This window comes from Zobellella aerophila, assembly GCF_039539325.1.
GTDB classification, from domain to species: Bacteria; Pseudomonadota; Gammaproteobacteria; order Enterobacterales; family Aeromonadaceae; genus Oceanimonas; species Oceanimonas aerophila.
Genome location: NZ_BAABCX010000001.1, coordinates 442,098 through 460,610, shown reverse-complemented (window position 1 = coordinate 460,610; position 18,513 = coordinate 442,098). Strand labels below are relative to the sequence as shown.

The 18,513-nt window shown below is 57.2% G+C and carries 12 protein-coding genes; 11 read left to right on the top strand and 1 reads right to left on the bottom strand.

The window, feature by feature from the left end; translation table 11 throughout:
- Window positions 1–42 precede the first annotated feature (42 nt).
- The 9 genes from ABD806_RS02175 to ABD806_RS02135 all read left to right on the top strand — a co-directional run bounded on the left by ABD806_RS02175 (window position 43) and on the right by ABD806_RS02135 (window position 13,684).
- A complete protein-coding gene (locus ABD806_RS02175; RefSeq protein ID WP_344954256.1) occupies window positions 43–930 on the top strand; it encodes a glycosyltransferase family 2 protein in 888 nt (295 codons plus the stop codon).
- Between the two features lie 181 nt (window positions 931–1,111).
- The gene (locus ABD806_RS02170) at window positions 1,112–4,027 is read left to right on the top strand and encodes a glycosyltransferase (RefSeq protein WP_344954254.1); all 2,916 of its coding nucleotides are present in this window, start codon (window positions 1,112–1,114) and stop codon (window positions 4,025–4,027) included.
- Between the two features lie 14 nt (window positions 4,028–4,041).
- Window positions 4,042–5,532: a methyltransferase domain-containing protein gene (locus ABD806_RS02165; protein ID WP_344954252.1), complete on the top strand. Its 1,491-nt coding sequence runs from the start codon at window positions 4,042–4,044 to the stop codon at window positions 5,530–5,532.
- Between the two features lie 10 nt (window positions 5,533–5,542).
- Window positions 5,543–7,642, top strand: a complete 2,100-nt coding sequence (locus ABD806_RS02160; protein WP_344954250.1) for a glycosyltransferase family 2 protein — start codon at window positions 5,543–5,545, stop codon at window positions 7,640–7,642.
- 121 nt (window positions 7,643–7,763) lie between these two features.
- On the top strand, window positions 7,764–8,675 hold the full coding sequence (locus ABD806_RS02155; RefSeq protein ID WP_344954248.1) for a glycosyltransferase family protein: 912 nt from the start codon (window positions 7,764–7,766) through the stop codon (window positions 8,673–8,675).
- A gap of 32 nt (window positions 8,676–8,707) precedes the next feature.
- Complete coding sequence (locus ABD806_RS02150) at window positions 8,708–10,741, top strand: capsular polysaccharide biosynthesis protein (protein ID WP_344954246.1); 2,034 nt, start codon at window positions 8,708–8,710, stop codon at window positions 10,739–10,741.
- A 33-nt stretch (window positions 10,742–10,774) separates the two neighbouring features.
- Entirely contained in the window at window positions 10,775–11,935 is a 1,161-nt protein-coding gene (locus tag ABD806_RS02145; RefSeq protein WP_344954244.1) for a hypothetical protein, read from the top strand.
- On the top strand, window positions 11,932–13,335 hold the full coding sequence (locus tag ABD806_RS02140; protein WP_344954242.1) for a cytochrome P450: 1,404 nt from the start codon (window positions 11,932–11,934) through the stop codon (window positions 13,333–13,335). The genes ABD806_RS02145 and ABD806_RS02140 overlap by 4 nt, the downstream gene beginning before the upstream one ends.
- A gap of 1 nt (window position 13,336) precedes the next feature.
- A complete protein-coding gene (locus ABD806_RS02135; RefSeq protein WP_344954240.1) occupies window positions 13,337–13,684 on the top strand; it encodes a hypothetical protein in 348 nt (115 codons plus the stop codon).
- A 23-nt stretch (window positions 13,685–13,707) separates the two neighbouring features.
- On the opposite strand, the gene ABD806_RS02130 is transcribed toward ABD806_RS02135, so the two are convergent.
- Window positions 13,708–15,435, bottom strand: coding sequence for an SLC13 family permease (locus tag ABD806_RS02130; RefSeq protein WP_344954238.1), 1,728 nt, complete (start codon window positions 15,433–15,435; stop codon window positions 13,708–13,710).
- Window positions 15,436–15,554: 119 nt separating this feature from the next.
- On the opposite strand from ABD806_RS02130, the gene cysD reads away from it, so the two are divergent.
- Together cysD and cysN are read left to right on the top strand one after the other, a co-directional pair.
- Window positions 15,555–16,454 (top strand): sulfate adenylyltransferase subunit CysD, encoded by a 900-nt coding sequence (gene cysD / locus ABD806_RS02125; RefSeq protein ID WP_344954236.1) that lies wholly within the window; start codon window positions 15,555–15,557, stop codon window positions 16,452–16,454.
- Entirely contained in the window at window positions 16,454–18,364 is a 1,911-nt protein-coding gene (cysN, locus tag ABD806_RS02120) for a sulfate adenylyltransferase subunit CysN (protein ID WP_344954234.1), read from the top strand. Before cysD ends, cysN begins: the two co-directional genes overlap by 1 nt.
- Window positions 18,365–18,513: the final 149 nt, after the last annotated feature.

The following is an 18,513-nucleotide window of genomic DNA, read 5'->3' as shown; positions in this document are numbered from 1 at the left end:
TTACTCACACAATCAAACAATACAACGTTTAGAGGATTTATTGTGCCTAGATTTAAATGCACCGCTGGCATAGTAGTTAAAAATGCAGACACATCTATAAATGAATCCATACTTTCAATTTTAGATATTGTTGACTCGGTTATTGTTGTTGATAATGATTCCACAGATAAAACCGCTCAGATCCTTTCTGGGTTTGAAGATGAGAGACTTATTACTTTAAAAAACGAAAAAAACCTCAGCATGGCCGAGTGCAGGAACTGGATAATTGACAATTCCAACAGCGAATTAATATTAAAATGGGATTCAGACTTTGTCGCCATGCGCTCTCACCTTGGGGCAAAACTTGACTTCAAGTCATTATTGAGTGACTCAATAGACCTTATGATTGATAAAGAAATTGATCTTTGCTTATTTAAAGCCGTAAATATCGGCTTTGGCTTCAACTGCATTGGAAGGGATAATAAATATGCCGGCCTTAATGGTGACATTAGACTTTACAGAAGTAACTCTTTCAGGTATAAAAATGGTCAATATGCTGACGAGTTTTGCTCGATGGAAGACAATCCAAAGCGATTATACATGAACAAGGAAAACAGCCCCTGCTGCATTCTTCACCTAGATGTCCTGAAACATCCGAAAAATGTCGCATTAAGAAGCCTGAGATTCAAGTATCACAAAGAAATGCCAACCAACCATATAGAAAGACAATCTTTCGATGATTGGCTTAAACTAAACAACATAAATGAAAACTCTCACGAATTTCTGATGCGACAGCTAACAAGAAAAGCAAGTGAATTCATCATCAGCGATGAGTTCAAATATTTATCATCAGTACCATTTTACTCTGAAATAGAATCAAAGGTGAACTGTGAATACATATCAACTTTCAACTCAAGAATTGATATAACCAGTTTCCAACCCACATCATGAACAATAAAGTCCACCAACGTAATTCCTTTACTTTTAAAAAATCAGTTTAAAAAACCAAATCAATATAACACCAGACACCGTAATATAATCCATTTAAAATCGCCAAGACTAGAAACTGATGGTCAATTCCCCCTCTTTTTCCTTTCTTGCCTAATAACCCATGGTTGTGCCAATCGCTTGTATGGTTAGACTATTCCGCTGGTTACAACATAATCTGGCAGCCTCCGGTCTGGCTTTGCCCTCTGCACCGCCAAGTTTTGACGAGGCGGCCTATCTGCTTGCCAACCCCGATGTGGCCGCCGCCGGGATGGATGCCTGGACCCATTACTGTCGCTATGGCCGGGCGGAGCATCGCCCGTTGCAGCGAAACCGCGCGCTGATTTACGAACATCATCTGTGGTGCGGGCTGGAACAGCGGATGCTGCCATTACTGCAGGCGCTGCTGCTGGATGCAAAAACCAGCGAACAAGAACGCCGCACGGCGCTGTGGGCCCTGGCACGTTGGGCCGCCTGGCAGGGCTCCTGGTCAAGGGTGGTGGCGTATTTACAACCCTATTGCACATCTACTGCACCTGCATCCACCAACCCAGGGCCCTGGCTATTGCTGGCAACCGCGCTGCAGTTCACCCACCGGCATGCTCAGGCCCTGGCGCTGTTGCAGCATGCCAGGGCCCTGTTACCGCAAGAAACCGATCTGTTGCTGGCGCAGGCCAACCTGCGGGCCGGCTCGAGCGAGGCGCAGCTGGCGTTGCTGAATAAGGTGTTTCGTGACCACGGGTTAGGTGAGATAGGTGCCGCTCCGTCGGCCCCCTCACGACTGGATAGCCTGCATGCGGGCACCGCTGCCACCGGCTCGAAACTGCCCGCCGGCGTGACTGCAGCGGATGCCACCGTCACCGTCATTATGCCGGTGTATAACGCCGCCGGTTTCATTACCACCGCGTTGCGCGCCCTGGCCGAACAAACCTGGCCATATATCGAACTGTTGCTGGTTGATGATGCCAGTACCGATAACACGCAGGCTGTGGCCCGACACTGGTTGGCACGCCACCCCCTGCCCTCCGGCAAAACGGTGCGGATATTAACACGGGCCAATCATGGCGGTGCTTATGCCGCCCGAAATGCGGGGCTGGCAAAAGCCAGCGGCGCCTTTGTTACCACTCACGACGGCGATGACTGGTCGCATCCACAAAAAATAGAACACCAAATACTGGCTTTGCTTGCCCAGCCACGGCGTATGGCGTCGGTATCGTTCTGGGTACGGGCAACGCCCCAGTTGCAGTTTGGCCAATGGCGTGCCGGTGAGCGTTGGACCGAACGCAATGAGTCCTCATTGATGCTGCGCCGCGCTACAGTCACTGAACTGGGTTGCTGGGACGAGGTGCGGGTGGCCGCCGACACGGAATACCTGCGGCGAGTCCAGGCCGCCTACGGCGTCGAGAGTGTGGTCGAAGTATTGCCGCGGGTACCCTTGGCCATCGGCCGTGTTGTGTCATCATCACTCACTCAGCACAATGAAACACATTTGCTCACCCAGTTTAATGGGGTCAGAAAGCACTACATAGATGCGGCGTGCCGCTGGCACGCCCGGGCACGCCGGCCCCGAGATCTGTATCTGGCCGCTTCCCCGACTCAACGCCCGTTTGCGGCACCACCGCTGTTGTGTCGCCACAATAAGGTCGTCAGCTGTCCCGACCGGCTGGATATCATTCAGCAAAGTGGTTGGTTTGATGCCCCCTGGTACGTCAGTCATTATGCCGACTTACAACAAAGCACCTTCGACCCGGTATTGCATTACTGCCGGCACGGGGCTGCCGAAGGCCGAGATCCGGGTCCGCTATTCAATACCTCCAGCTATGCCGCCTTCTATTCCAGCGTCGAACAGCCCATTTCTGCTACCGAGGCATTGCTCCACTTCCTGACGATTGGCCAAGGTCTGGGATATCAGGCGTGCCCACACTGGCCCGGGAGCCAACCCGAGCACGATAACCGCCCCTGGGTGATGGTCTGCGGCCACCAGTCAGCCCAGCAGGTATTTGGTGCCGAACGCTGCTTGCTGGACGTGCTGGCGGCATTATCGGCATTACAACTGAATGTACTGGTTACCCTACCCAGTGCCCTGAACGCAGACTATGTTGCCGCCGTTCGGCAACGCTGCCGGCGCCTGGTGGTATTACCCTACGGCTGGTGGCATGCCGATAAGCCCACCTGCATGCAAACCGTGACCCTGTTTGCCGGGTTGATGGAGCAATATGCGGTCACCATGCTGCTGGCCAACACCCTGGTGCTGGATGAACCCTTACTGGCGGCCAGACGATGCGGTATAAGGGTTGCCTGGTATGTGCACGAGCTGATTGAGTCAGACTCCGAGCTCTGTGCCGCATTAGGTGTAACACCGGCCATCATGCGAGAGCGGGTCGCCGCCATGGCCGACATCCTGCTCGCCAATTCACGGGCGGTGGCCGATTACTGGCCTCATACGCCATCGGTCGTGGTGCCGAACGTGGTAAATGTTGCCGATTATGAGCTGCCCGTCGCCTGCGCCAGCAGCGTGAAGGTAGCGTTGATCAGCAGCAACCTGCCTAAAAAGGGCTTATCTGATTTTGTGCTGCTGGCACAACGATTAGCCCACAGCCAAGCTGCCGTGCGCTGCCTGTTAATCGGCCCGGAAACCGAAGAGGTGACCAGGTTGAAACATCGGCAGGCCGCCGGTGACTTACCGGATAACCTGATTTTTATGGGATACATGCCAATCACGGCCGCGCTGACCCAGGCCGATATCGTGCTGAATTTATCCCGCGTACCGGAGTCCTTCGGCCGTACCCTGCTGGAAGCGATGGCGGCCGGCAAGCCGGTGATTGGCTACCGCTGGGAGGCGCCGGCCGAATTGGTGATGGATGGCGAAACCGGTTTTTTACTGCCACCGGGCGATATTGACGGCGTGGCCGAACGCATCGCCCAGCTGGCTGCGGATCCCGCATGGCGCCGGCATATGGGTCATGCCGGTCGGCGCCGTGCAGAGCAGTGTTACAGCCCAGAAGTGATGCAGGCGGCACTGCTCAAGGTGCTTAACGCCCAGTCGGGGGCACCTTTATAAGATGGGGAGCAGGGATGCAATACCAGTCTTTTCCCGGCGTTAAGGGCGACTCCCAGTCCCTGCTCAAACTCAAGGCGCTACGCCTGCCCCCCTTGCAAGGCAAGCGCTTCCTTGACGTTGGCTGTAACGAAGGTTTTTTTTGTGGCTATGCCCTGTTTGATGGCGCCACCCGGGTGGTAGGCATAGATAACTCCGCCACTGCGCTTGGCAAAGCCGCGCTACGTTTCCCGGAAGCGGTGTTTATTAATCAGTCATGGACGTCGCTGCCGGAAGGGCCATTCGACGTCATTACCCTGCTTTCGGCGCTGCATTATGCAGAAGATCAGGCGGATTTAATCCATCGCTTGATGGCATCACTGGCAAACGACGGCTTGTTGGTACTGGAAATCAGCATGGCGCCAGGTACCGAGGATGAGTGGGTCAGGGTGCGCCGCGCCATTGACGAACGCTATTTCCCTACCTGTAAAAAACTGGGAACTGAACTCAAAGACTATGCCTGGAAGCTGATTGGCCACAGTGTTAACCAGGCCGGCGATCCATTGCAGCGCTATGTGGTACATGTTCGTAAACTCAAACCCTATGCCTGGCTGCTGATGCAGGATCCGGGGTCGGGCAAGTCCACCATCAGCCGGCGGATGTTTGGCGGAAAGCCTGGCGTACCTGTCGTCTCGGGCGACCACGCCTATTTGCGGGTGTTCGAAGGCCAACTCGAGGTGTCCGATAAGCTCCGCACGCTGATCAACGAGGAATTCTCCACGGCCAGTATCGACAGGGTTACCCGGCGCGTGATGGCGCAAGGCCTGGCCGAGGAAGTGGTCGCGCTGTGGGTAGACCAGGCGGGCTTCAGGGATTTTGTGCTCGACTCCTATGTACCCGAAGCGTACCGGCAGCAGATTAAAGACAGCCTGCAATCACTGGGGTATTTCCCGGTGGAACTTTGCTGGGACAACACGCCGCTCACGGACTCCAAGCTTGCGTGTGAAAAAGCCAACGGTTACCAGACGCACCTTAAAGACGTGGTTCGCGCCCGCCCTGCCGATTGCGTGCGGATAACCAGGCGGCTTCGGGACGACGTAACACCACGGGTACGCTGGCACCTGGACTCACCGGCCAATGGCGAATGGCTGGTTAACGAGGGCACTTTCAAGGTAGCCGGGTGGCTGGTGACAGAGGACCACCTTGAGCGGGAATTTGAGATATACGTTGCCGGCCGGCAAGGTCACCTGCAGTTTAAGCCACAGCAGAGGCGTCTCGATGTGCTTCGTGCGCTTTTTGGCAGCGAAGACCATGCCCCCCCGTTCTGGCAGTCCCGGCCCTGCGGCTTTTCTTTTGAGCTGCCGGCTCACTGGCTAGAGGCAGGCTTCGAACTGGGAATGATCTCGGGCAGCCGGCATGTTCCTCTGGCTTTTGTTGCACATGCACGACTGTCATCGCGCAAAACCGAAAGTTTAGGCATGCGTCTTGCCCGCAGCTTTATGCGGTATCGTGGCAGGCGCCCGGATTGATGGTGACCCCATGATCTTTCCCTCCCATGCCTCGGACTCGGAACGATGGCAACACCTCAAGGTCGGTGTCAGCCAAGGCGCATTGCGTCCTGGCTGGGTGCTGATACGTGGTTTACTCGAGTACAGGGGCTCGAGCCTGGAAGCAAACCTGATAGCGGAAGACCAGCAAGGAAAAAGAAAGCATTTTGCCCTGCCGGTCACGCTTAAAGGTACGCTACTCGAGCTGGTTTATTTACCAAAGGGGGTCCAGCGTGTATGGATTGAGCTCAGCAGCAACGAGCCAGTTAGCTGTACCGGCCCCATTGCCCTCGAGCCGGTCAGCCTGCTCACCTGCCGGATTTTGATGTGGCGCCGGACCTTCTCGGCGCTCTTAAACACACCATTACGACAACGCCGTGCCCAAGGACTCACATGGGCGTTAACGCTTTTTAATCCGCGCAAGGCATATGGCCTGGTGGGTAAAGCCCGTCATTTTGCCGCGTCGCCCTCCTACTCCGACTGGATAGCCCTCTGTGAACAGCATACAACCGCCGATCGAAGGCGCTTGAAACGTGCGATAACAGGCAAGGCGCTGCGGCAATGCGTCTTTGATGTCGTAATTGATGCCCGTGAAGGTGCGCCGTTAGCGGCAATTTCCCGTTCGCTGGTATCGCTTGGCAGACAGCTGGAAATACCTTTCCGGCCCTGGGTGTTAACCACTGAACGGCACCATGCCGAACTCGAGGAAAAACTGCGGGGCCGGGCAACCGTACTGGATGCAGAGGCACTCCCTGGCCTATTAGATTCCAGTAAATGGGTCTTTATGCTTGCTCCGGGGACCGAGTTGGCGCCCTGGACACTGGCCTGGATGACGATTGAAACACGCACTGCCGAGACCAAACTGATCTATTCCGACCATGATTATCTGATGGCTGGCAAGCGGATTCATCCTCAGTTCAAACCGGACTGGTCTGAAGAGCTGGCGCTAGCCTCGGGTTATGTCGGCGAGACCTTTGCCGTGCGCGCCGATCTGTTTCGCCGGGTATTGCTGCAAGCGGGGTTTGACAGTACTTTTCAGTTGATTCTGGATGCGGCGACCCTGGCCGGCCCCTCGGCGATATGTCATATCCCCGCCGTGCTTTGCCATCAAAGATACCGTCCATCCGCGATGGCAGCCAATATACAGGTGCTGGAAAAACATCTGAGGCAACGTGGTGTGGAGGCCGAGGTGGAACCATCAGGCACCCATCTCAGGGTGCGCTATCGACTCCCCGAACCACGACCCAAAGTCAGTATTGTGGTGCCGACCCGGGATGCACTGCGCTACCTCAAGACCTGTGTTGAAAGCGTACTGAGCAAGACCACCTGGCCGGATTTCGAGCTGTTGGTGGTTGATAATCAAAGTCGCGATAGCGGGGCCTTGGCTTACCTTGAACGGTTGGATCGTGATGCTCGGGTGCGGGTATTGCGCTATGATCAACCGTTTAACTTTTCTGCCATCAATAACTATGCGGTTCAACAGGCCAAGGGAGAGGTCCTCTGCCTGTTGAACAATGATACCGAGGTCATCTCTCCCGATTGGCTTGAAGAAATGGTTTCCCGTTTGCTACAGCCCGGCGTGGGAGTGGTAGGCGCCAGGTTGTATTTCAGCAACGGTCGGGTACAACATGCCGGCGATGTGCTGGGGCCCGGTGGGTGTGCGGCCCATCTACATGGCGTGCTGGAAGCGGATGATCCCGGCTATATGCACCGGGCCGTGCTCCCACAGGACTTGTCTGCGGTGACCGCCGCTTGTCTGGTCACCCGGCGTACGCTCTATCAACGGCTGGGCGGGCTGGATGCAGCCAACCTGCCGGTGGCGTTCAACGATGTAGATTACTGTCTGCGGGTAAGAGAGGCAGGCTGGCGAGTGGTTTATACGCCTTATGCGGAGCTGTACCACCATGAATCCGTTTCTCGAGGCCGGGACGATGAGCCGGAGAAGCAGGCACGGGCGAAACGCGAAGCCGAGTACATGCGCAGGTGTTGGGGCCATGTCATTGAACGGGATCCGTTCTACAACCCCAACCTCAACTATTCACAACCCGACTTCAAGCTGGGCAAGGTCCCGCGAGTGACCTGGCCTTGGTGAACGCTTTCTTGTTCGAGTGGCTCATGGATTTTCAAGCACTTTCGATATCTGATGTTAGTTGGGCTCAGGGCAGGATCCTGGACCTCGTTTTCGACAGCCCCCCTTGTTTAGGGGACCGATGATGCCTGGGCCCCTGATCGTAGAACAACTTCCCAACCCCACGACGGATTTTTTTATTCAGCCGTTACTGAATACGTTGGGTGTAACGCCTGAACGGGTTGGGCTCGGTGAACCGCCGCCGGTGACCGTTCTTGAAGGTGATTCGGTGATCTTCGTGCGCTATCTGTCACCCCGCTGGCGTCGCTGGGTGGAGGCAAACAAAGATCGGTTGGGGCAGATCATTTTTTTTATGGACGATGATCTCTTTGACCTGAAAGCGCACGCCGGCTTGCCGCTGCATTATCGTTGGAAACTTTATCGCCTTGCCTGGCGGCATCAGCAATGGCTCAGGAAGATCGGTGCGCAGCTATGGGTATCCACACCCTGGATGGCTGAGAAATATGCAGACTGGAACCCCCGCGTCTTACAGCCCGGAACGCCCTATGGCGATCCGCAACCACTGAAAACGCTGTTCTATCATGGTTCTGAATCGCACAGTGATGAGATCCGTTGGCTGTATCCGGTCGTCGAAGCCGTGCTTAAACAGGAGCCGACCCTCTGCTTCGAGATAATTGGGGATAGCCGGGTACATTCGCTGTTCTCCGCGTTACCGCGCGTTTATGTTCTCCATCCGATGACGTGGCAGGCCTACCAGGCCTTGTTGAGTCACCCTGGCAGAACGATAGGCCTGGCTCCGTTATTGGACAATGCCTTTAATTCAGCCCGCTCCTATACCAAGTTTTTTGATATCACCCGAGCCGGTGCCGCAGGCATCTATGCCGATCATCCCGTGTACCAGTCTATCGTCCGCCACCAGCACAATGGTCTGTTATTACCGATGGACCAACAGCTGTGGGTAGAGGCCATCTTGAAGCTGAGTCGAGACGACCTATACCGGCAGCGAATATTAAAAAACACCGGCACCCCTTTATAGTGAAATTCAGGAACTCCATTAGACCGTATTAAATGCTGCTAACCACTTCACACGGCATCTGGCGTCAGCGCCGGATACTCAATGGGCTGCTTGCTCCCCATACCCTGACTCGGAGACCCAGTGGGTCGCTGAACGCAGTTGTGGGCTGGGGAATGAAAGCCAATACCGACCGGGCACGCCAGTGGGCAACCCGCCGTGGCCTGCCCTTTTGGCAACTGGAAGACGGCTTTATCGGCTATATTGGTCACCCGGCAACCGGAGCCGTGCGGTTGTCGCTGATTGTCGATGAGGTGGGCGTGTATTACGACGCCACCCGCCCGAGCCGGCTGGAACAACTGATCGGTGACACCAGTTGGTGGAACCCTGCCTGGCAGCGACGGACGGAAGCGCTGTTAGGCATGCTGGTAACCCAAGGGGTCACTAAATATAACTGCTATGGAGATAACCAGCTTCCGGCGCATCTGGCCAGTCAACTGGATGCCGGTCGTCCCAAGGTATTGGTGATTGATCAGACCAAGGACGACCCCGCCGTGCATTTGGGGCTGGCGGGTGAGCACAGCTTTGCCGATATGCTGGCCGCCGCCCGCGCAGAAAACCCCGGCGCCCAGCTGATTGTTCGCACCCATCCGGATGTGTTGCTGGGCAACAAAAAGGGCTATTTAACAAACCTTGTCGGTGACGATATGTTGCTGCTGGCCGATTCCATCAACCCTTTTGCACTGATGACGGCGGTGGATAAGGTCTATACCGTCACTTCCCAACTGGGTTTTGAAGCGCTGTTGGTCGGCAAACCGGTGGTGTGCTTCGGCGCGCCTTTTTATGCCGGCTGGGGGCTGACGGACGACCGGGTCGCCATCGAACGCCGGGGGCTCAAACGCTCGCTCCACCAGCTGCTGGCAGCCGCATATTTACGTTATTGCCGGTACGCAGATCCGATCACCGGTGAACGGTGCGAACTGGAAGATCTACTGGATTTGATCCTGGTGCAGCGCCCGCCTGCCGGTCGGGTTAACAAGCTGTATGTCGTTGGGTTTTCGTTGTGGCGGCGACGATTCGCCCCCGTTTTTTTACGTCGTTATGCGGATGAGCTGACGTTTGTCAAAGATGTGTCGGCTTTGCCGCACGGGCGGGAGCCTGCCGGCAACAATGCGGTCTTGACGTGGGGCCGCAAATTTGAGCCGGAATTGGCCGGTTATGCCCTGCCGGTATGGCGGATGGAGGACGGCTTTTTGCGCTCGGTCGGCCTGGGCTCGGATCTGCGCCGGCCCGGGTCCCTGGTGGTGGATAATCTGGGCATGTATTACGATCCGCGCACATGCAGCACCGTCGAACAGTATCTGGCCACCCATGCATTTACCGGGCATGAACTGGCACAGGGTGAACGGCTGATTGACCACCTCCGGGAACAGGCGCTGACTAAATATAATGTGGGCACCCAAGCCGCGTTAAACTGGCGCGTCAGGGCCGGTGACAAGCCCGTCATCCTGGTGCCCGGCCAGGTGGATGACGATGCTTCTATTCGCCTGGGCAGTCCCTTCGTGTCGGGGAATGCCGCGCTGTTGCAACGGCTGCGGAACGAACATCCCGAGGCCTTTATTGTATTTAAGCCGCACCCGGATGTGGTAAGTGGCAATCGTCATGGCAAGGTGGCGGAAGCGGTGCTCGCCACCTGCGTCGATATGGTCGAGTGCGAGGCCGATATCGTCGCCTGTTTGGATGAATGCGATGCGGTGCATACGCTTACCTCACTCACCGGGCTGGAAGCCCTGATCCGCGGTAAGCCGGTCACCGTATGGGGGCAGCCGTTTTATAGCGGTTGGGGACTAACGGAAGACAAACATCCAGTTCCCCGCCGCCACCGGCCCCTGCCGCTAGCCGCCCTGGTGTACGCCACCTATGCCTGGTATCCCACCTATATAGACTGGCCGACCGGTTTGTATAGCACGCCGCTGCGCATGGCATGGCGGTTGGAGCAGGAGCGGACCGCCGCTAATATGGGGATGGCCCCCCTGACCCGCTGGTGGCCGCACCGAGTGCGAAATTTGTGGGAAGCGCTACGGGGATAACCCAGGCTCACCAGGTCATGGAGGAGGTGGCTTTTGACGGTTAAACAACGCCAGGTGTTTTATATTTCCGGCTTCGATCCTCGTGGCGCCGCCCATTATCATGCTTTATACCGGTCCCAGGCCGCGAAGCAGGCCGAAGGCCACGGGCTGGCGATCGAGGTCTCCCGCCGGCGACGGCTGTCGGCCCACCTGCACCAGTGGCAGCTGGACACCCGGCATACCCGGAGCCGGTACAATTTTTTAAGCTGGGACGATATTATCCGCGCCAACTGGACGCGGGGCTGGCCTGCTATTTTTACCGACCTCTGTTATTGCCTGTGGGTCTATATCGCTACCGGTCGCATCTTGGCGTTTGCCCGCGCCTCGCGCAAACAAATGCTGGCCGGCCTTTATCCTGTCCTCTTCGTGCTACTTGCCCTGACGGCAAGCGGCTATCTGGGCTACCTGGCATCGACCCTGCCGCCCTTTCCCGCCCTGCCCGGCGGCCTCGATAGCATACTGAGGAGCCTGCTCGCCGCCCTTGTATGCTGCCTGGCTATATCCGGCTTTATGGGCCTGGGCAACAGGCTGGCGGTGTTCTGGCTGTTGCGCATCTATGCCTTTTCCGCCAAATGGGCCAGGGGCGATATCCCCGGGCTGGATCAGCGTATCTCGGTATTTGCCGATGAGATCAGCCGGGCGATCGAAGATACCGATAACGAAGAAGTGGTGATCATCGCCCACAGCGTCGGCACCATGCTGGTGGTCCTCGTGATGGCCCGGGTACTGGCCCATATTCAGGATAGGCAGCCGTTTGCCCACCGCCGGGTGGTGCTGATCACCCTGGGGCACTGTATTCCGTTGCTCAGTTTTCAGCCCAGCGCCAAGCCGTTTCGCCAGGCCCTGCAACGGTTGGGGCAAGATGCGCGGCTGCTGTGGCTGGATTACAGCGCCCCCACCGATGGCGCCTGTTTTCCGCTGTTGGATCCCGTCACCTCCTGTGGGCTGATACGCGCCCGGGAAGCCGGCCCCAGGATATTGTCGCCACGCTTTTTCACCCTCTATCATGCAGATCACTATAAAAGGCTCAGACGAGCCTGGTACACCATGCACTTCTTGTATCTGATGGCCACCGACAAGGCCGGCCCCTACGATTTTTTCGCCTTTACCGCCGGTCCCGAGCGGGTTGCGGCGCGCCTGGAGCAACAACGATGACCTGTCCCGTATTCCCGAAGCCGGCCAAAACCAAGGCCTCGCTGTGGAAGGTGTTCCTTACCAAACACCACTCCTGGCTGGATGCCCTGTATGAACGCAGCTATGGCATGAAAATGGGCCAGTTCAACCTGCCCGGCCTCAGGCTCTACATGATCAACCAACCCGAGCTGGTGCGCCGGGTGATGGTGCAGGAAGTGGAGCAGTTCCCCAAGCACAAGATGCTGGAGGACATCCTCACCCCCCTGCTTGGAGAAAGCATCTTCACCACCAATGGCAGCCGGTGGCAAGCTCAGCGGGATATGCTGGATCCGGCGTTCAAACATGCCCGCGTGCAACAAGTGTTTGGCCTGATGCTGGATGCGACAACCGCTATGTCAGCCCGGCTGAAACAGCTGGATCAGGCTCCCATGGTGGATATGGATCCGGAAATAACCTATGTCACCGCCGACATCATCTTCCGTACCATCATGTCGGCGAAACTGGAGCCGAAGCAGGCCAGTCGTATCCTGGCCGCCTTTGTACATTTTCAGGCCGAGTCACCCAAGCTGGCCCTGCTCAGGATGTTCCGTATGCCGAACTGGCTGCAACGCAGCCTGAGTGGGCGCAAGCAGTTGCAGGCGGCCAGGGTGATCCGTACCACCATTGAGGACATACTCCGGCCCCGCTACGGCGAGGCGGCAGCGGCCCGGGCCGGCTGTCCGCAGTCCAGGGCTGCGCTGGAGGGCCGGCAGGATATCCTTTCTTCCCTGCTGCTGGCGGAGGATGCCAGCTCGGGTGAGCCGTTTAGCTTTGATGAGATAGTGGATCAGATTTCCATGCTGTTCCTCGCCGGGCACGAAACCTCGGCCAGTGCGCTCAGCTGGTCGCTGTATCTGCTGGCGCTGTATCCGGAGATCCAGCAGGATGCCCACGATGAGGTCAAGCGAGTGCTGGCGGAGCAGCCCTTAAGCGTGGAAGCCTTGAAAAAGATGGTGCTGGTACGGGATGTGTTCCGCGAGGCCTTGCGCCTCTACCCTCCGGTGGGCTTCTTGGTCCGCCAGTGCGCCTCTGCCACCGAGATGCGTGACAAGAAAATGCCCAGGGGCGCCTCCGTGGTGGTTTCTCCCTGGCTAATTCACCGCCACCAGGATTTCTGGGACAACCCCCATGGCTTCGATCCCTACCGCTTTACCCGGGGCCAGTTCAAGACTCCGCTGCACAAGTCTTACCTGCCCTTCGGCGCGGGCCCCCGGGTGTGCATCGGTGCGGCCTTTGCCCAGCAGGAGGCAAGCCTGATCCTGGCCACCCTATTGCAGGACTACCGCTTTACCCTGGTTGAGGACTTCGTGCCCGAACCCGTGGGACGGCTGACCATCCGTTCTGCCAATGGCATGAAATTGGTCTTGAGTCGCAGGGAGTAATATGAGGGAACGTATAGCGGGTTTTCTGCTGATGTGTGTAGTAGTGCCCATGGCCATTTTGGGCTATGTGATCCTTTGTTATGTGGGCTTCCTCGGCCGGGTTGAACGCGCTCGCGCCGGGGTGCGCGCCCTGGATCATTTTGTCAATGCCGCCGTGTTCAACGGCTATGCCTGGGAGTCGGTTTCGTCCCATGCCTGGCGTGCACGGGACCACAAGCGCTGGGCCCGCCTGGTTGTCTGGCTGACCGACCGGTTCCAGCAGGATCACTGCCGGCGCGCCAACAAGCGTGAACAGCCAATCGTCGACCTGGTGCTGCAAAAAGGCCTGCATAAGCAGACCATCAAGTAAGCTTCCAGCTTTAAACTTTCGGCTTAAAACGGGAACACCAGCGGCACCAGCACTATCACCCCGGCAGAATAAAGCAGGCTCACCGGCAGGCCGGTCTTCATATAGTCCAGCATGCGATAACGGCCGGGTGAATAGACCATCAGGTGGGTCTGGTAGCCAAAGGGCACGATAAAACAGGCGCTGGCACCGTAGGCCACCGCCATGATAAAGGGCAGTGGATCGGCACCAAATGCCTGGGCGGTAGACAGGCCGATGGGAAAAGCCAGGGCCGCCGCCGCGTTATTGGTCACCGTCTCGGTCAGCACCAGGGTGATCAGATACACGCCGATAAAGGCCCCCAATACCCCATAGCCATCAAATACCAGGCGCATAAAGTCCGCCACCAGCGCCGCCGCCCCCGAGCTTTCCAGCGCCTTGGCGACCGTCAGTGCCGAGCCGATGATCAGCATCAATTCAAACGGAAAGCGTCGACGCAACTCGCTGACCGTCAACACCCGGGTCACCAGCAACGCCGCCAGCAGCATTATCAAACCATTGAACAGGGGCCAGATCCCCAAGGCAGCCAGGGCAATCACCCCGCCAAAACCGCTAAACGCCAGGGTGCTTTGCCGGGCGCTCAGCTTGGGTCTGAGCAGGGTGCCGTTCAACACATGAAAATTGCGATCCAGGTTTTTGTGCTGGGTAAAATCCGATCCCACCGCCAGTAACAGGCTGTCTCCTACCCGCAGCGGCACCCGGCCCAATTGACCGGTCAGCCGCCGTTCGCCCCGCCGTATCCCCACCACCCCGGCATTAAACATGGTCCTGAAATCCACTTCCTGCAGGGTACGCTTGGCCAGTTCCGACTCGTTGGAGATAACCACTTCCACCAGGTTGGAGGCCAGCAGCGCATCGGCCCGGGAACCGAATACATCCAAGCCCTGAAAGCGTTGCAATGCCTGTACCTTGTGGGTTTCTCCGGTAAATACCAAGACATCACCTTGATGCAAAACTTCATCGGGCGATACCGGAGATATCAGCCGGCCATGCCGCTCGATTTCCAGCAAAAACAAGCCATCCAGGCTGCGCAACTGGTTGCCTTCTATGCTGTTGCCAATCAGCGGAGAACCCTCCATCACTTCCGCCTCGAGAAAATAAGCCTGATTGGCTTCCTTATCCTGGGCATTGTTGCTGGGCAGCAACCTAGCACTGAGCAGCAGGCCCGCCAGACACAAGAGGGCCACCGGTATGCCCACCAGCGCAAACTGGAACATGCCCAGGGCGGGCAGGCCCGCATTGACCACAAAGGAATTGACCACCAGGTTGGTCGAGGTGCCAATCAGGGTAGTGATACCGCCCAGGATGGAGGCGAACGACAAGGGGATAAGCAGCCGCGAAGCCGGCAGGTAACGCTGGCGGGAAATCACCCCCAGCAGTGAACCCACCACCGCGGTGTTGTTCAAAAAGGCGGAGAAAAGCGCGGTCACCCCCATCAAGCGCAAGGTAGCGAAAGACTCCCTGCCCTTGAGCAGCATATCGGAAAAACGATCGAGCAATGGCGAGCGCTCCAGCGCCAGCGACACCAGCATCAGCACTATCAGGGTCGCCAGGGCCGGGTTAGAATAGCTAGCAAGCAGGACTTGTTCATCCACTATGCCAAGCATCAGGTAGCCAGCAGCCCAGCAGCTGAACAGCACGGCCGGCGAGAATCGTCCCTGGATCAACAGGCCCAACAGGGCCCCGATTGATGCTAATACCCAATACGCTGACATATATAACCACTCGCTCTTTAAGCAGGGCTATCATTGTAATCATATATCAAATAAACTGGATATATAGATTTAATATAACATTTAGCTATTAGTATAATCCATTGATGAGAACAGACACCATGACACTTACGCACCTGCAACGGCTGGAAGCCGAAAGTATCCATATCATGCGTGAAGTAGTGGCGGAAGCCGATAACCCGGTCATGCTCTACTCCGTCGGCAAGGACAGCGCCGTGATGCTGCACCTGGCGATGAAGGCATTTTATCCGTCGGTGCCGCCGTTCCCGCTGCTGCATGTGGATACCCGCTGGAAGTTCCGCGAAATGTACAGCTTCCGGGACCAGATGGCCGAAAAGCTGGGCATGGACCTGCTGGTGCACGTCAACCCGGAAGGCATCGAAAAGAACATCAATCCCTTCACCCACGGCTCGGCCATCCATACCGACGTGATGAAAACCGAGGGCCTGAAACAGGCCCTGGACAAGTACGGCTTCGATGCCGCCTTTGGCGGTGCCCGCCGGGACGAAGAGAAGTCCCGCGCCAAGGAACGTATCTTCTCCTTCCGCACCGCCCAGCACCGCTGGGATCCCAAGAATCAACGCCCCGAGCTGTGGAAGCTGTACAACGCCCGCAAGCACAAGGGCGAGTCGATCCGGGTGTTCCCGCTGTCCAACTGGACCGAGCTGGATATCTGGCAATATATCCACCTGGAAAATATTCCCATCGTGCCCCTGTATTACGCCGCCGAGCGCCCGGTGGTTGAGCGCGACGGTGCCCTGATCATGGTCGACGACGAGCGGATGCCGCTGAAAGAGGGCGAAGTACCGACGATGAAGAAGGTGCGTTTCCGTACCCTCGGCTGCTACCCGCTGACCGGTGCCGTGGAGTCGGATGCCGACACCCTGCCGGCCATCATCCAGGAAATGCTGTTGACCAAGACTTCCGAACGCCAGGGACGGGTTATCGACCACGACTCCGCCGCATCCATGGAAAAGAAAAAACAAGAGGGTTACTTCTAATGGCGCACGTATCCGATTTGATTGCCACCGATATCGAGCAATACCTCAAGGCCCACGAGCAGAAGAGTCTGCTGCGCTTTATCACCTGCGGCAGCGTGGACGACGGCAAGAGCACCCTGATCGGCCGCCTGCTGTATGAATCCAAGATGCTGTTTGAAGATCAGCTGACCGCCATCGAGGCCGACTCCAAGAAATGGGGCACCCAGGGCGATGAGATCGACTTCGCCCTGCTGGTCGACGGTCTGGCCGCGGAGCGCGAGCAGGGCATCACCATTGATGTGGCCTATCGCTTCTTCTCTACCGACCGACGCAAGTTTATCGTCGCCGATACCCCGGGTCATGAACAGTACACCCGCAACATGGTCACCGGTGCCTCCACCGCCGACGCCGCCATCCTGATGGTCGATGCCCGCAAAGGCATACTGACCCAGACCCGCCGCCACAGCTACCTGATGTCGCTGCTGGGGATCCGCCATATCGTGGTAGCCATCAACAAGATGGACCTGGTGGGCTATTCGGAAAAAACCTTCCGTACCATAGTGGAAGAATACAGCGAATTCGCCAACCAGATTGGCCTGACCAAGGTCACCTTTATCCCCATGTCGGCGTTCAAGGGCGACAACATCATCACCCTGAGCGACAAAATGCCCTGGTACCACGGCACCACCCTGATGGGCTACCTGGAAACGGTGGAAGTGGACGACACCCGCCTGCAACGGAACCCGTTCCGCATGCCGGTTCAGTGGGTAAACCGCCCCAACCTGGACTTCCGCGGCTTTTCCGGCGCCATCGCCAGCGGCGTGATCAAGCCCGGTGATCGTATCCGGGTACAGCCTTCCGGCAAGGAAAGCCATGTGGATCGCATCGTGGTACACGGCGGTGATCTGCCCCAGGCGGTGGCCGGCCAGTCGGTGACCCTGACCCTGACCGATGAAATCGATATTTCCCGCGGCGATGTGATTTCCACCGTCGAGGCCCCGGCGGAAATCGCCGATCAGTTCGAAACCACCCTGGTGTGGATGCACGATGAACCGCTGCTGCCCGGTCGCTCTTACCTGCTGAAAGTAGGCACCAAGACGGTGACCGCCACCATTACCGATATCAAGTATCAGGTGAACGTCAACACCCTGGAGCACACCGCCGCCAAGAAACTGGAACTGAACGCCATCGGCGTATGTAATATCAGCCTTGACCGCGCCATCGCCTTCGACGCCTATCAGCACAACAAGGACACCGGCGGCTTTATCATTATCGACCGGATGAGCAACAATACGGTCGGTGCCGGCCTGCTGCATTTTGCCCTGCGCCGCAGCCAGAACATCCACATGCAGCATGTGGATGTGGACAAATCCGCCCGTGCCGTGACCAAGGGCCAAAAGCCCTGCGTGCTGTGGTTTACCGGTCTGTCCGGAGCCGGCAAATCCACCATCGCCAACCTGGTGGAGAAAAAGCTGCACGCCCAGGGTCGCCACACCTATCTGCTGGATGGTGACAATGTGCGCCACGGCCTGAACAAGGATCTGGGCTTCACCGATACCGACCGGGTCGAGAACATCCGCCGGATTGCGGAAGTATCGAAACTGATGGTCGACGCCGGACTGATCGTGCTGACCGCCTTTATCTCACCGTTCCGCTCCGAACGCCGCATGGCCCGGGAGCTGATGGAAGACGGCGAGTTTATCGAAGTGTTCGTCGATACCCCGCTGAGCGTCGCGGAAGAACGGGATCCCAAGGGCCTGTACAAGAAAGCCCGTCGCGGTGAGCTGAAAAACTTCACCGGTATCGATTCGGCCTATGAGCAGCCGGAAAATCCGGAAATTCGCCTGGACACCACAGGCCTGAGCATCGAGGCCGCCGCCGATGAGGTAATCGAAGCCCTCAAGCGTCAGGGAATCCTGCTGGCGGATTGAAACCTATAGAAGCTAGAAGCTTGTAAATCACCATTTAGAGCCCCTGCCAAGCTAAACCTGACAGGGGCTCTGCTTCCAGATTACAACTGATAGCTTCAAGCTGATTTTTGGGCCTGGGCCGATAAAACCGGCATCTCGCCAGATATCAT